The organism is Ruegeria sp. AH12 (assembly GCF_056541465.1).
In genome coordinates this window covers 544,983-559,362 of record NZ_JBQFYL010000001.1, presented here as the reverse complement: position 1 = coordinate 559,362, position 14,380 = coordinate 544,983, and the positions used below count along the sequence as shown (strand labels likewise).

Annotated in this window: 13 protein-coding genes and 1 tRNA gene; 2 read left to right on the top strand and 12 right to left on the bottom strand. The window is 56.3% G+C overall.

The genetic code is table 11. The features are described from left to right. The first annotated feature begins 66 nt into the window (after nucleotides 1-66). Nucleotides 67-681: a TetR/AcrR family transcriptional regulator gene (locus tag ACR0EL_RS02805; RefSeq protein WP_170530110.1), complete on the top strand. Its 615-nt coding sequence runs from the start codon at nucleotides 67-69 to the stop codon at nucleotides 679-681. Between the two features lie 5 nt (nucleotides 682-686). Here the strand turns inward: ACR0EL_RS02805 and ACR0EL_RS02800 are convergent, their stop codons facing one another. The 12 genes from ACR0EL_RS02800 to pyrH form a co-directional block, all read right to left on the bottom strand. Then, a complete protein-coding gene (locus tag ACR0EL_RS02800; protein WP_353007183.1) occupies nucleotides 687-1,745 on the bottom strand; it encodes an adenylate/guanylate cyclase domain-containing protein in 1,059 nt (352 codons plus the stop codon). Then, complete coding sequence (locus ACR0EL_RS02795) at nucleotides 1,742-2,110, bottom strand: group I truncated hemoglobin (protein ID WP_353007180.1); 369 nt, start codon at nucleotides 2,108-2,110, stop codon at nucleotides 1,742-1,744. The genes ACR0EL_RS02800 and ACR0EL_RS02795 overlap by 4 nt, the downstream gene beginning before the upstream one ends. A gap of 137 nt (nucleotides 2,111-2,247) precedes the next feature. Continuing rightward, entirely contained in the window at nucleotides 2,248-3,114 is an 867-nt protein-coding gene (locus tag ACR0EL_RS02790) for an urea carboxylase-associated family protein (RefSeq protein WP_480498018.1), read from the bottom strand. 147 nt (nucleotides 3,115-3,261) lie between these two features. After that, a tRNA-Ser gene (locus ACR0EL_RS02785) sits at nucleotides 3,262-3,351 on the bottom strand. Between the two features lie 90 nt (nucleotides 3,352-3,441). Continuing rightward, nucleotides 3,442-5,862, bottom strand: a complete 2,421-nt coding sequence (locus tag ACR0EL_RS02780; protein WP_480498016.1) for a DUF3772 domain-containing protein — start codon at nucleotides 5,860-5,862, stop codon at nucleotides 3,442-3,444. After that, nucleotides 5,862-6,896: a cysteine synthase A gene (locus ACR0EL_RS02775; protein ID WP_480498014.1), complete on the bottom strand. Its 1,035-nt coding sequence runs from the start codon at nucleotides 6,894-6,896 to the stop codon at nucleotides 5,862-5,864. The genes ACR0EL_RS02780 and ACR0EL_RS02775 overlap by 1 nt, the downstream gene beginning before the upstream one ends. 68 nt (nucleotides 6,897-6,964) lie before the next feature. Next, nucleotides 6,965-8,080 carry an NUDIX domain-containing protein gene (locus ACR0EL_RS02770; RefSeq protein WP_480498013.1) on the bottom strand — a complete coding sequence of 372 codons (1,116 nt, stop codon included), beginning with the start codon at nucleotides 8,078-8,080 and terminating at the stop codon, nucleotides 6,965-6,967. 28 nt (nucleotides 8,081-8,108) lie between these two features. Continuing rightward, entirely contained in the window at nucleotides 8,109-8,549 is a 441-nt protein-coding gene (locus ACR0EL_RS02765; protein ID WP_480498011.1) for a TrgA family protein, read from the bottom strand. A 15-nt stretch (nucleotides 8,550-8,564) separates the two neighbouring features. Then, the gene (locus tag ACR0EL_RS02760; protein WP_480498010.1) at nucleotides 8,565-9,773 is read right to left on the bottom strand and encodes a class I SAM-dependent methyltransferase; all 1,209 of its coding nucleotides are present in this window, start codon (nucleotides 9,771-9,773) and stop codon (nucleotides 8,565-8,567) included. Between the two features lie 69 nt (nucleotides 9,774-9,842). After that, on the bottom strand, nucleotides 9,843-11,267 hold the full coding sequence (locus ACR0EL_RS02755) for a cryptochrome/photolyase family protein (protein ID WP_480498008.1): 1,425 nt from the start codon (nucleotides 11,265-11,267) through the stop codon (nucleotides 9,843-9,845). Nucleotides 11,268-11,315: 48 nt separating this feature from the next. Beyond that, entirely contained in the window at nucleotides 11,316-12,542 is a 1,227-nt protein-coding gene (locus ACR0EL_RS02750; RefSeq protein ID WP_480498006.1) for an aminotransferase class V-fold PLP-dependent enzyme, read from the bottom strand. Nucleotides 12,543-12,584: 42 nt separating this feature from the next. Beyond that, nucleotides 12,585-13,328 carry a UMP kinase gene (pyrH, locus tag ACR0EL_RS02745; RefSeq protein WP_480498004.1) on the bottom strand — a complete coding sequence of 248 codons (744 nt, stop codon included), beginning with the start codon at nucleotides 13,326-13,328 and terminating at the stop codon, nucleotides 12,585-12,587. A gap of 97 nt (nucleotides 13,329-13,425) precedes the next feature. Here pyrH and miaA point away from each other — a divergent pair, with 97 nt between their 5' ends. After that, nucleotides 13,426-14,319 carry a tRNA (adenosine(37)-N6)-dimethylallyltransferase MiaA gene (gene miaA, locus ACR0EL_RS02740; RefSeq protein ID WP_480498002.1) on the top strand — a complete coding sequence of 298 codons (894 nt, stop codon included), beginning with the start codon at nucleotides 13,426-13,428 and terminating at the stop codon, nucleotides 14,317-14,319. Nucleotides 14,320-14,380: the final 61 nt, after the last annotated feature.

Here is a 14,380-nt window from a genome sequence, read left to right as displayed (position 1 = left end):
AACTCTTGCGGATACTCTATCTCTTTAGATTCAATAACCTATTGAACAAAGAGCTCTGAGGCCGGGATGACGAAACGCGGGTACCACCACGGAAACCTGAAACAAGCCTTGATCGAGGCCGCGTTGTCCCTAATCGAAGAAAAGGGGCCAACGGGCTTCACCCTGTCTGAGGCCGCTAAAACCGCCGGTGTCACACCTGCCGCTGTCTATCGCCACTATCACGGGCGCGAGGACTTGATAGCCGAAGCGGCAAAACAGGGTTTTGAGATGTTCGCTGACCTGATGCAATACGCCTATGACCAAGGTCAGCCTTCGGCTTTAGCCGCGTTCGAGGCTACAGGGCGCGCCTATCTGGCTTTTGCCCGAAAACATCCAGGCCACTATATTGCGATGTTCGAAAGCGGCGTCTCATTGAACCGCACGCCCGAGCTGTCGCTGGCCGCGAACCGTGCCAAATCCGTGCTGGAAAAGGCAGCTGCAGATCTGTCGCAGCATATTCCGCCCGAAAAGCGCCCTCCTGCCTCGATGTTCAGCGCACATATCTGGGCGATGAGCCACGGCGTGGTCGAGCTGTATGCCCGCAACACGGGTGCAACATCGCCCTTCCCGCCCGAGGATCTGCTGGAAAGCGGCATCGGCATCTATCTGCGAGGTTTGGGTCTGGTCCCGCAGGACGATTGATTAGTTCAAACGCGCCCGCTGCCCTGAGGGACACGCAGGCCAGGTGTGACATTGATCAGGTCCATGTCACCCATTCCCTTGATCGCAACACGCCCTATATCCGACACTTGGAACTCGTCAATCAGCGCGTATTTCATCTCTTCCGGAGCAACAATATGCATCGGATTTGCAAAGACCTGAAGACGCGCAGCTGTGTTCACCGCAGGCCCGAACACGTCATAAACATATTTCTGAATACCTACTACCGACCCGACAGCTGCGCCCATGCCCAGACCAATCCGGGCCTGCCATTTATGCGGGTGGCTTTCGTTTCGACGCTCGAGATATCGCAGAAAGCGCACGGCGCAATGGGCCACAGAGGTTGCGTGATCAGGCGTGGCGTCCGGCATACCCGAAACAGCCAGATAAGCATCGCCAATCGTCTTGATCCGCTCACAACCGAACTGTTCGACGATCCGATCAAAGGCCGTGAATATATCATTTAATTCGCTGAGTGTGACGGTTGGATCGGTTTTGGCGGCGAAATCGGTGAAGCCAACAAAATCGAGCATTACCACCGAGACTTCTTTGTACAACTGAGGCGTCACTACGCCAAAGGTTTTGAACTCTTCATACACGGCGCGCGGCATGACGTTCAGCAGCAGACGCTCGACCCTCTCTTTTTCACGCTCCAACTCACGGGTGTTGCGCTCTACCATGGTCGAGTAGCTGTCGATCATGCTTTCAAGCTCACGAATGCGTGTGATGTTCTGGCATTCAACAATCAGCAGTTGGTCTGACAGTTCATTGGTCAGCGAAACGGTGACCGCAAAGACCAGTGTGCGGCGCTTTGGTTTGATCTGTAACTCAACAGAGTAGCGTAGTCCGGACTGTTTCACATCATCCAGTTCACGCAGATCAAGGTCAGGGATAAGGTCCAAAAGCGTCTGTTTCTTTTCGGGCGTGCCAAACCATTCCGAGAAAGGACTGTTGTGAAAGACAAACTTCAGGTCCGACGCCCGCACGATTGCTACGCCGACCCCGATCGCGCGTAGTAGTTGTTCATTGATGGCATGAATGCTCATGCAGCGTGCCGAACCACTATGATCGAACGTTTGTTTTCAATCGCGCCAAGGGCCGTTTGGATATCCTGAGCGGATACACCGTGCATCTCCAAAGCTTCACCAAACAGCGCAGCCATCTCGTCAAAATCCGCATGCGTAATATTGAGATGGCTATGAACCGCCTTGATCCGTTCATCACTGAATGAAGCCGGGCCGCCGATCAAAGAGGATACAAACTTGGTCTGATGATCAATCAATCGAGGCATATCGATATCTTCGAAATAGTCCCCGATCTGGTCGGACTCTAACGCCATTTCATAAAATGACATCACCACCCGGCTGATCGTTTTGAAACCACCGTATTTCTCATAAAGCGTCTGTGCCACACGAATACCCGGGTGCTACCTTTGAATAACACCATGAGACTACATCAAATTAATGGTTTTGTTAACGTTTAACGGGTCAATGCACCTGCAACCTGTGTATCTGCCGAAAAACGTGACATCGAATTGTGGGTCATCGCTTATCTGGTTCCGTGTGTTTGATCATATGCGGACACAGCAGGTTGCACATGTGCTGATCGCGCTTCATCGCCCGGATCGTAGACCTCGATCAACAAGGGATAGCACGCGGCGGTGTCCGATGAATGCTCTGACGAACAATCTCCGCCTGGACAGGCTGACAGGCCAACGGTCACGTCGATTTCGGCATAAAATTCAAGATAATCGCCGGGGCGCACCGGGCTGGCCTTCATGAAATACTGCCCGGTTTCCTGTGTGAATCCGGTGCACATGAAAACGTTCAGCACGTCATGCACAAGCGTCTCGGCCTCGTGCAAGGGCAATTCACGATGCTGGGCCAGCGCGCGTGTCAGATTCGAATGGCAGCAATGGTGGTAGTCTTGGCCCGACAGCAAACGCCCCGTGTACGGATCACACCGAGTGCCAATCACATCATGGACCGAGCCGCCAAAAGCGTCGAACCCGTACCAATCCAGCGTATCGTCAACGATAGTGGCTATTGGGCGCAGGAAAGGAAAGCTGGACCACATCCGGTCACCCGTCGACAAATGCGTGCCATGCAACGCGCGGGTTTTGCCGGAATAGAACCGCTCCGACAGGTTATGGGTGTTCCACAGGTTCAAATCCCCAACCTGCGGGCCTTCGACCGAGACAATGCGAAAAAAGGCACCGGCAGGCACGTCGATACAGGCAGCATCGCGCGGTGCTGCTGTCACCTCAGCTGATTTACGGGCTGTTTCGCGCAGTGCCTTTAGCCCATTCAGATTGGGCTGCACCAAGCTATCAGAAGGGTAGCAAATGACCGGCTGAATGGCCTGACGCGCCGCCGCATCAAAAGGCGCTGCGTGGTTGGGATTGTCAGATTTCATTGGCTACCTCCGGACCAAGTATCGATTGTTCCGTAACTAGTTAGCTTAGTTTCCAATCGACAACCATGCCAGCATCGAGCTGCCACAAGAAACACATACCCAAAGCCGCCTACACGCCAATCGAAGATTTCTATCAGCAAGGGGTGATGGCGGAGAGACAGGGATTCGAACCCTGGAGACGGTTTCCCGCCTACACACTTTCCAGGCGTGCGCCTTCGACCACTCGGCCACCTCTCCGTGAGCGGGATACTTGAACCATCGTCAGAGGATTTGCAAGGGGCGAATAGCGCGAAAACTCAACCTTTCACAGGCAGATCTGAAATCGGGCTAAGGCTCATCTCCGTCACCGTCAGACAGATCCGCCTGAGTCAGATCGGCGGGCTTAGAAGAGGCCTGTCTGGGTTTCTCCTCAGGCTTGGTGACAGGCGATTGCGCCTGCAGCACCTCTGGGTTCCGCAGCCAAAGATCACGCTGAGCGAATGGAATCTCAATACCCGCTTCGGTGAAGCGTCGGTTGATTTCGTGGTTCATGTCGGACTTTACTGACAGCACCCAGTTTACATCCCGCAGGATCGCCCGGATTTCAAAATCCAGCGAATCCGCGCCGAACCCCTGGAACACGACGCTGGGCGCTGGGTTCGCCAGAACCATGGGATGTGCGTTTGCAATCTCACCCAGGATTGTTTCAACCTGCTGTGTATCGGTGCCATAGGCGACACCCACCGGCACGATTACGCGGCCAATTGTATTGCCTCTTGTATAATTGGTGACCACGCCGGAAATCAGGTCCGAGTTGGGGACGATCACATCTGTACGGTCAAATGTTTCGATCCGCGTTGACCGGACCGAGATATCGCGCACATAGCCCATCATTCCGTTTACATCGATCCAGTCGCCTTTGGAGATCGGTCGCTCAACCAACAGGATGATACCGGACACGAAGTTCGATACGATGGTCTGCAGACCAAACCCAATACCGACAGACAGGGCACCCGCGACAATAGCAAGCGATGACAGATCAAAACCTGCCACCATAATTGCAACCAAAGCTGCCAGGAAAATCCCCACATAGCCCGAACCGGCCACAATCGCATTTTGCCCACCCGGATCGATACTGGTTTTGGGCAGCAACGAGTTTCGCAGCCCGCTTTGCAACAATCGTGTCAGCCCATACCCGATCACAAATACGGCGACAAAGGTCAGGAAGTTACTGGGCGAAATTGTAATCCCGCCGATGTTGAACCCTTGCAAGAGGCGCGACCAGACTTCTAGCAAGTCCGTTTCACGCGCGCCCCAGTAGATCGCAAGAATTGGCAACGCCAGTATCGACAGGGCAAACCCGACCAAAACAGCGAACAGAGAATCCCGCGCGGCATCGCCCTGCCCTGTGATCCAGCCATAAACCTGGCTGATAAAACGTTGGATGATGACCAACGCAGCGATCAGAACAAGCGTCTTAACAGCAGGGAAGACAATGGCCTCGGCCGCGTTGATATAGCCAAAAATCGCCAGAAAAGGCGTTGTGATACCCAGCAAGAAAACAGCGCGGCGCAAAAATTCGATCACTTGTGTGAAACCGGCGCTGCGCACCGTGCCCGCCTGATCGGAACCCTCGAACCTTATATCGTTGGTTCGAATTTGCCGAACACGTAGTAGCAAAAGTGCAGTGACCACGATCACCGGAAAACTGACAACCGCGCGGGTCGCATCAGAGGTGTTTTCAATCTGCTCGAACAGCAATGCCAACTCGTGCAGGATCAACATGATCGCTAGAAGATCAATGTAGATGCGCAACTCTGTGATTCTGGCAGGGGAAATACGCTTAAAGTCGTTCGCAGCGCTCATCACGTAAATCTGGCGGCCGATCCAGTCATAAAACAGAATGATCGCAGCCCAATAGGGAATCTCATCCAGCAGCAAAGTGCCCCTCAGACCAAGAACATCGGTCATGTCGATTGCTGTCACGATAGCGACGACCCCGATCCAGGGCAGAACAATCCGAAGCAGAGAAATCACAAAGGTCCATGCGCATGCACCCCTGCCGCCGAGCCTGCGCAAGTAGTCCCCGCCTTTTTCGGACCAATGCTTACCAAAGATCAGCAAAACAGCGGAAAGCACCAGCAATATAAAGATGCCTAAACCACGATCGGTGACCTGTTCGCGAACAACGTCTGTTCGCATGTTCTCGACCGTTTCATTGATGAGGCTGCGGAAGGCCTCTTTCACGTCCACCCACGCCGGACCCCAATAAACCGGATTGATCGGAGATGGCCCTTTTTCAAGCAGTTGCTTTTTCTGACGCTCGCGCAGAATTTGATCAATCTCGCTGATCAGCCCATTTGCCCGGCTAAATGCTTCCTCAGATATGATCCGAGGGACCCGCAGACTATTGAGCTGGTTTTCGAGATGTTCGCGCAACGCAGCGATGTCTTCAGGTTCTGAGGCATCACCTTCAGGCTTGGGGCCCAGGGCCTTTAATTGGCTTTCAAGGGTCTGTATCCGCTCGGTGTTGGCGCCACGCGCCCTGTTAAAATCTTCGCGATATCCATTAATTTCCGAGCGCAAGTTCTCCATTGCGGCATTCGATGCTCGGTTTGCATCGATCACCGCCTCAGCCCGGTCCGCCGTCTTGATCCAACCCTGATAATACTCACTCTGCCTGTCGGTCAGTTGCGCGGTAGCCGCGCCAACTAGCCCGAACATGCAAAAGATCACCAGCGTCAGACACAGGCGGACCTGTTGCAGCATCAGATATCCTCGAAAACGCCGGGGATTTTACGGGGAACTTCGGTCATCCAATCAGGCACCGGCAGCTCTTTTTCCCGCAGGAATTCCGGGTTGAACAGTTTCGACTGATAGCGCGTGCCATAGTCGCACAGAATGGTCACAATGGTATGGCCTGGCCCCAAATCCTTGGCCAGACGCACAGCGCCCGCCATGTTGATCGCGGTCGACCCGCCCATGACCAGACCTTCTTCGCGCAGCAGATCGAAGATATAAGGCAAGGCTTCGTTATCGGTCATCTGATACGCGAAATCGGGTTTAAGCCCTTCGAGGTTCTTAGTGATGCGCACCTGCCCGATGCCTTCGGCAATCGAGCCGCCCTCCATCGCGATCTCACCGGTGGTGTAGTAGGAATACAGCCCCGCGCCCATCGGATCGACCAGACCGATCTTCACGCCTTTGGGCTGCAACGCTTCGGCCACACCGGCCAATGTACCGCCCGACCCGACCGCGCAGACAAAACCATCCACCTTGCCGTCTGTCTGTTCCCAAATCTCAGGCCCAGTGGTTTCGACATGCGCCTGACGGTTAGCGACGTTGTCGAACTGATTGGCCCAGATCGCGCCATTGGGTTCGGTCTTGGCCAGTTCCTCGGCCAAACGACGCGAGTAATGCACAAAGTTGTTGGGGTTGCGATACGGAGCGGCGGGAACTTGCACCAATTGCGCACCCGCAAGGCGCAGCATGTCCTTCTTTTCTTCCGATTGAGTTTCGGGGATCACGATCACCGTCTTGAACCCCATCGAAGCACCGACAAGCGCAAGGCCAATCCCGGTATTGCCAGCGGTACCTTCGACAATCGTGCCACCGGGCTTTAGCTCACCTCGGGCAACCGCATCACGAATGATGTAAAGCGCCGCGCGGTCTTTGACGGACTGGCCTGGGTTCATGAACTCGGCTTTGCCGAGGATCTCGCATCCGGTCTCTTCACTGATGCGTTTCAGCCGGATCAGCGGTGTTTTCCCGACTGCGTCGGCAAGGTCTCGTGCAATGCGCATGGCGCCCTCATGTCATTTGGTATCAGGCAAGATTTACAGCCGCGCTGCCACAACCACAAGCGCGATAGTCACCCGCGCAGCCGGTCCCGGTGGCGGGCCAGCCAATGGGCTAAGGACAGAAGCGGCAAATCCTTGAACGCATGGCTGTCTACAAGGTTAATGAATTCGGAATAAGGCACGATCCTGGTGCGGATATCTTCACCTTCGCTAGCCAAACCGCCCGTATCCGTGGTTTGGGTCAACTCCCCTATTCCGACATAAAGATACAGGTACTCGGTCGAGGATCCGCTGGACGAATAAGCCCCGCCTGCAAACTCCAAAGTGTCAAAGGTGACGCCGGCCTCCTCCAGCGCTTCGCGATATGCAGCCTGTTCCGGTGTTTCACCCGGATCGATCATGCCCGCGACAGGCTCCCACATCCAGGGTTCTGGGTCTTCGATCAGGAAAATCGGTGTCCGAAACTGTTCGACCAGCAGAACCGCGTCACGCACAGGGTCATAAGGCAGAACGACCACCGCACTGCCCTGCAACAGGCTGTTGCGGTTCAGAACCGGCCCCATCGATCCGTCATGCTGGCGATGTTGAAGCCGGATCTCCTCCATCCCGAAATAGTCGACATAGGCGCGGCGGTGGCTGTGGACCACCACGTCCTTTGTGATGTCACGCGGATCACCAGTGCGCCGCTGTCGAGCGAACAGCTTGGCCCAGGCACGGGTCTGGATGGCGGGCATGCTACGGGTCATCTGCTTTGCGTCGACCCTGCCGAAATAGGCCATCTCTTCCTCGGCGGCGAGGGCCGTGACGGGCCCCAGTCTTTCGGCCCATGCTTCCAATGACCACAGACCTGAGGGAACCCAGGCGCCGGGGGCTGGGAAGAACACCTGAGCCTCAGCCTGAACGCCATCCGGCAATTCTACATTCAGCGTCTGCAGGTCATAGTCGAAACCGCCTTCGTAGAACCCAAGCCGCGCCAGATCGACCTCGCTAAGGCCGCGCACCAGCAAACCATTGGCCTGTGTGCCGGGTTTCGGCTGGATCATCGGGAAATCCTGCCCCTGCACCGCGTGAACCGCGTGATCTACAAGGGTTGCTGGTGTGATGCGCAAATCCTCTGCGGAACGGCCCAGGACACGCTCCAGCAGCGGGACATAGCGAAGGGTGCCGTAAAAGAACAAATCTGACACGGAGAGGCTTTCTATTTGGAGTGACGGGTTAGCGCCAGCGGCGGCTGGCGATTTCGGTTGCAAGCCCAGACAAGACGGATCCGACGGCCAAGGTGATCAGGATTTCAGGCACCAGCAGAAGCTTTCCATAATCCACTCCGATCACGAAGATCGCCTTTACAGCCTCGAACGGGCCATCATACCGGTTGCGCATGGCCAGGCGGAACATCTCGTAACAGCCCTGCACGAACAGCGCCCAAAACACCAGCGAGGCCACTCCGGTCAGACCATTGTTGATCCCCGCTGTCCATCCACGCCCGGCGCGCTTGCCCATGATCTTCCACCCACAGGCAACGGCCAGCGCAATGTTCACAAGGGTGAAATAGCCATAGTCTTTGCCCTCTTCGCCATTCTCGATGATCATGGTCGACACCAGAAAGGCCACCACCGCTAGGCAAAGGGCGGCAACAAGACGTGCGGCTGTGGGCATTGCGTATTCCGTTCCTTAACTGGGCTTTGCTATGGTGATCTGTGTCACATCGCAATTGCCCGTGTCAAAGGCGGCGCCACATGCGGTCAAATAATAATTCCACATGCGGCGGAAACGCTCATCAAACCCCATTTCAGCGATCTGATCCCATTTGGCGTTGAAGGTGTCATACCAGCGGCGCAAAGTCAGGTCATAGCTTTTGCCGAACTCTTTCGAGCGTACTAGGTTCAGCCCCGCCAGATCGATTTGTTGACGTAAAACCGTGGGCGATGGCAGCATACCGCCGGGGAAGATATATTTCTGAATGAAATCAACGCCATTCTTGTAGTAATCCCACCGGTGATCGCCAACTGTGATAATCTGTAGCGTCGCCTGCGCCCCGGGTTTCAACCGCTCGCGCACCGTATCGAAATAGACAGGCCAGTATTTCTGCCCCACCGCTTCGAACATCTCGATCGAGGCGATACCGTCATATTGCCCGGTTTCATCTCGATAGTCTTGCAGCTTCAGATCAACCATATCGGAAAGCCCAGCCTTTTCCATACGTTGCTGCGCAAACTTCAACTGCTCTTGACTAATGGTCAGGCCGGTGACCCGAAGGCCACGCTCTTTCGCGGCATATTCGGCAAAACCGCCCCACCCGCATCCGATCTCAAGCACATGATCACCGGGTTTCACGCCCATCTCGTCAATCAGGCTTGCATATTTGGCGGTCTGTGCCTTTTCCAGACTCTCCTGCCCGGTCTCGAACAAGGCGCTGGAATAGGTCATCGTATCATCGAGCCACAGCCCATAGAAATCATTGCCCAGATCGTAGTGATACGAGATGTTTTTTTTGGCCTGAGCCCGGTTGTTCCGATGCAACCAGAACCGCAGACGTTCATAGGCTTGAACAAGGAATTTACCCGTAAACCCGTCGTAAACCGTTTCCGAGCCCAGATGCACCAAGTCCATAAAAGAACGCAGGTCCGGCGTGCTCCAATGCCCTTCCAGATACGCGTCCGAGAATCCAAGTTCGCCTTCGCGGATCAATCGCGCAAACACATCGGGATCGTGAATCTCAACCGCAGCGATAGGACCTGGCTGAGAACCTTCCGTCCGAAACACGCGACGATCGGGCAGCGTAATGTCCAATCGCCCGGCCTCCATCCTGCCGAGCATTTTGAAAACTTGAGCGAAATATCTGGGCAGGTCTTTCTGCCCCTCGGTCGATGTCAGGGTCATCCGCTCTCCCCTCTGCGGTGTTTGATGCAGGCTAGGACGGGTTTTTGTTTCTTGCAAGTTTTCAGTTCCTTACTGGTTTTTTCGGCTGTCATACGCAGACAGAGCGCGGGCGCGGCCTGCGGCCAGTTCAACAATAGGCAGCGGATAGGATTGCCCTAAATCCAGCCCCCAGGACCGGGGAACCGCATCGAAATATGACAGGGCCGTAGGCGTCGGGTTCGAACGGTCTTCGGCGATCCAGCGATCCAGATATTTGCCTTGCGGATCAAACTTTTCCTGCTGGGTTAGCGGATTGAAGATACGGAAGAACGGCGCCGCGTCCGGGCCCGATCCGGCCACCCATTGCCAGCCCATCGCGTTGCAGGCCGGGTCCCAATCAATCAGGCAATCCTCGAACCAGCGCATGCCAATCTTCCAATGGGTCATCAAATGCTTGGTCAAATAGCTTGCAACAATCATCCGGGCGCGGTTGTGCATTCGGCCGGTCACATACATCTCTCGCAGGCCTGCATCGACCACCGGAATTCCGGTTCTTGCCTGCTTCCACGCTGTCACCTCGGGGTGGTCCGCGTCTGTGTTCCACGGAAATGCATCCCATTCAGGCCGCCAGTTTCCAGTGAGCAGATGTGGCGTGTGGTACATCAGATGATAAGCGAACTCGCGCCACACCAGTTGTCGCAAAAAGCTACCAGTGCCCGAAACTCCCAGCATTGCCGCGCGCTGCACCCTGTGCCATGCGCTCCGTGGCCCGATCTCACCCAGCGAAAGGTATTCTGACAGGTTTGAGGTCCCATCGATATCCAGCCGATCCCGGTCATCAGAATAGCGCGCGACACGGTCAAGAAACCCGTCCAAATGATCGAACGCGGCGCTTTCGCCGGGCTGGACATAGGGGCGCACGATCAGCGCACCCCGGTCCATGGATCCCGCTAAATTCCAGTCAGCCAGGGTGTCGCTCTGAGGCCAGTGCAACGGTGCGGTCAGGCGCGTGACGGCCGCATCAGGCTCTGGCACGTCTCTCCCCTGCACCGCGCGCCACATCGGAGTGAACACCCGAAACGGTTGCCCGGTTTTAGTGGCGACGGTCCATGGTTCAAACAACAGATGACCCGCGAAGGATTTCGCATGTACGCCATCCTCGGTGAGCTTCGTCTTTATGTTGGTATCGCGTGCAATCGACTCGGGATCGTAAGCGCGCGACCAGTAAATCTCGGACGCACCTGTCTCGGCAATAACTGCGCGCAACTGCGCCAACGCATCCCCGCGCCGAAGGATCAGACGGCTGCCAATCTGTTCTAAGCTTTTGGAAAAGGCATCCAGCCCCAGACCCAAACGCCATTTGGGGGCAGCGCCCAAACCCTCGGTCAAAGGGTCGAGGATGAAGACCGGCACAACCGGTCGGCCTGACCGCGCAGCAGCGGACAGCGCCGGATGATCGGACAGTCGCAGATCCCTGCGAAACCAGATGATGATCGGAGAGTGCTGTGTCGACATAGCCAGCCTGTTGTTTTCTTCGCACTACGAAACAGGGCTGAAAGTGGATCACAAAACGCGGTCAAGCGCCTCCAGCAATTGATCAATTTCCTGTTGTGAAGTGTAATGCGTGAAGCTGACCCTTAGGACACCCATAGCCGGATCGACACCCATCGCCTGTAACGGGCGCACCGCGTAAAAATCGCTTCCGCCAGCCATTAAACCATATTTTGCCAGCTCCGCAGCAACAGGCTCTGCTGGCCGTCCTAACGCAAGTGCAACCGTCGGTGCACGGCGCGTTGCATCCGAGGGGCCGATCAAACGCACGGTATTGCTGGTTTTCATAGCATCCAAGACCGGTTGCAGCAACGCCTCTTCATGGGCGCGCATCAGATCGTGGACGAAAGCGCCCTGCTCTGCCGCCCCCTGCTTTGGCCCGCCGTGATGCAGGCAAAGCCGTTCGATGTAATCGGCAATCCCGGCGCTGGCCGCAATTTGCGCGTGGTCGGGCCCAGCGGGGGTGAACCGCTTGTACAGGAAATCCCCGTTGAAGTAGTGCGCTTGGTTTGGCAGTAGCTCGCCCAGCCCGCGCCGGATGACCATACAGCCCTGATGCGGACCATAGGTTTTATATGCGGAAAACAGGTAGATATCCGGCCCCAGATCGCCGACATTCGGCAACCCGTGCGGTGCATAAGACACGCCATCCACGCACACAAATGCCCCGGCTGCATGAGCAATCGCGGTGATTTCCGTCACCGGATTGATCTCACCCACCACGTTGGAACAATGCGGAAAACAGACAAGGCGCACCTTCTCATCCAGAAGGTTTTCAAGGTCCTGCGGATCCAGCGCGCCGGTGTCAGGATCGATCTGCCATTCCCGCACCTCGACACCGGCATCCGCAAGCCGCCGCCAGGGGCCGGAATTTGCCTCGTGATCCTGATTGGTGACGACAATCGCCTCGCCTGGCTTCAGCCACTGCCGGAAGGCCTGCGCCAGAACATAGGTGTTTTGCGTGGTCGACGGGCCAAAGCTCAGCTCATCTGTCTCAACCCCCAGAATGGCGGCAATCCGGGCGCGCGCCTCGTCCATCTCAGCGCCCGCGAGTTGACTGACCTCAAACGGCGCATAGGGTTGAACCTTGCGCTGGGTGTAGAACCGGTTCAGCCGGTCGATCACGGGCTTGCAGGTGTACGACCCGCCCGCGTTCTCAAAGAAAGCCTTGCCCAGCAAACCGGGTTCGGAAAAGGCCGGGAATTGCGCCCGCACGAAATCAATATCCAACGGTGCCATGACCGGTCCCTCCCCTATGTGCTTTCGATCGGTTGCGCGGTGTCAGCCCTGAACCTTGGTATAGGTCCCCTCACCCGCCAGAATGCCCCGGAACCCGCCGGGCTCATCAAGCCCAAACACGATCAATGGCAGGTTATTGTCCCGCGCCAACGCAATGGCCGAGGCATCCATGACCCGCAAGCGTTTCGCCAGAACGTCATCATAGCTGACCGTGTCATAGCGCACGGCATCCGCGTGCTCTTTGGGGTCTTTGTCGTATACACCATCGACCCCGTTCTTACCCATGAATATCGCCTGACAGGCCATCTCATTGGCGCGCAGGGTCGCAGCGGTGTCGGTGGTGAAATAAGGATTGCCGGTTCCGGCAGCAAAGATGCAAACCCGTTTCTTTTCCAGATGTCGCACGGCGCGACGGCGGATATAGGGCTCGCACACCTCATCCATGCGAATGGCCGAGATCACACGGGTGAACACCCCGATCTCCTCCAGCGCCGACTGCATCCCCAGCGCGTTCATCACGGTCGCCAGCATCCCCATGTAGTCGGCTGTGGTCCGTTCCATTCCTTGTGCTGAGCCGCTGAGGCCCCGGAAGATATTGCCGCCGCCGATCACCATGCAAATCTCGACACCCAGATCATGAACCGACTTCACCTCTTGCGCGATGCGCTGGACGGTTGGCGGGTGCAGGCCGAATCCCTGATCCCCCATCAGCGCCTCACCAGAGATCTTTAGCATGACGCGATTATACTTGGGTTTTGTGATGTCGGTGGACGGGGACAGGCTCATATTGCGCTCCGGGCTGGCACGGGTTTATTTTCCGGCGCAAAATGAAGCAAAACCTCCGCAGGTTCAATGCGGTTGGTCAGGAATAAGAAACCCCAATATGGCACACCACACCCAAGCACAGATTTGGAACGATTTGCCCCCAATTGAAGACGGCAAACCCGTTCTGATCGCAGGCCCAACCGCATCGGGAAAATCCGAGCTTGCCTTGCAGATCGCGGAAACCTTTGGGGGGGTCATCGTCAATGCGGATGCCAGTCAGGTCTATGATTGTTGGCAGGTCATCTCGGCCAGACCCTCGGCTCAGGACGAGGCACGCGCGCCTCATAGGCTTTATGGTCACATCGCCTATGATCAAAGCTATTCCACCGGTCATTGGTTGCGTGAAGTTGTGCCGCTGCTGACGGGCGATGAACGACCGATCATTGTTGGCGGCACCGGGCTTTACTTTACAGCCCTGACCGAAGGCATGGCCGAAATCCCGGCCACTCCGCTCGAAGTTCGGCAACAGGCGGATCAACTGCCCCTGTCAGACCTGATCAATGGCGTAGATACGGTTACGTTGGCCGGGCTCGACACCAACAACCGCGCGCGCGTCCAGCGCGCGTGGGAGGTTCAGCGTGCCACCGGCCGCAGCCTGAACTCCTGGCAGGCAGACACCCCGCCGCCGGTCCTGCAGATCAAGGATTGTACCCCCCTGGTCTTTGATGTCGATAAAGCCTGGCTGCAGAACCGCATCACCCGCCGGTTTGATCAGATGCTGGAAAAAGGCGCTTTGGACGAAGTTGCTGCCATGCGCGAGCGCTTCGATCCTGCGTTGCCAGCCTTCAAGGCCATCGGCGTGCCCGAGTTGATGTCGGTTTTAGAGGGCCAGATGACCTTGGACCAAGCCCGCGAGCGCGCCACCATCTCAACCCGACAATTCGCCAAACGACAGCGCACTTGGTTCCGGGCTCGAATGAAGAACTGGAATCGCATAGATATCTCAAAGTGATATGAAGTGAGGTTATCGCGCGCCTTCTCGCAGATCGAATACGCGTCTCCCATATTGGCCC

Coding starts and splice junctions, on each gene's coding strand:
- ACR0EL_RS02805 (WP_170530110.1), top strand. CDS start 67: ATGACGAAACGCGGGTACCACCACGGAAACCTGAAACAAGCCTTGATC.
- ACR0EL_RS02800 (WP_353007183.1), bottom strand. CDS start 1,745: ATGAGCATTCATGCCATCAATGAACAACTACTACGCGCGATCGGGGTC.
- ACR0EL_RS02790 (WP_480498018.1), bottom strand. CDS start 3,114: ATGAAATCTGACAATCCCAACCACGCAGCGCCTTTTGATGCGGCGGCG.
- ACR0EL_RS02780 (WP_480498016.1), bottom strand. CDS start 5,862: ATGCTGCAACAGGTCCGCCTGTGTCTGACGCTGGTGATCTTTTGCATG.
- ACR0EL_RS02775 (WP_480498014.1), bottom strand. CDS start 6,896: ATGCGCATTGCACGAGACCTTGCCGACGCAGTCGGGAAAACACCGCTG.
- ACR0EL_RS02765 (WP_480498011.1), bottom strand. CDS start 8,549: ATGCCCACAGCCGCACGTCTTGTTGCCGCCCTTTGCCTAGCGGTGGTG.
- ACR0EL_RS02760 (WP_480498010.1), bottom strand. CDS start 9,773: ATGACCCTGACATCGACCGAGGGGCAGAAAGACCTGCCCAGATATTTC.
- ACR0EL_RS02755 (WP_480498008.1), bottom strand. CDS start 11,267: ATGTCGACACAGCACTCTCCGATCATCATCTGGTTTCGCAGGGATCTG.
- ACR0EL_RS02750 (WP_480498006.1), bottom strand. CDS start 12,542: ATGGCACCGTTGGATATTGATTTCGTGCGGGCGCAATTCCCGGCCTTT.
- pyrH (WP_480498004.1), bottom strand. CDS start 13,328: ATGAGCCTGTCCCCGTCCACCGACATCACAAAACCCAAGTATAATCGC.
- miaA (WP_480498002.1), top strand. CDS start 13,426: ATGGCACACCACACCCAAGCACAGATTTGGAACGATTTGCCCCCAATT.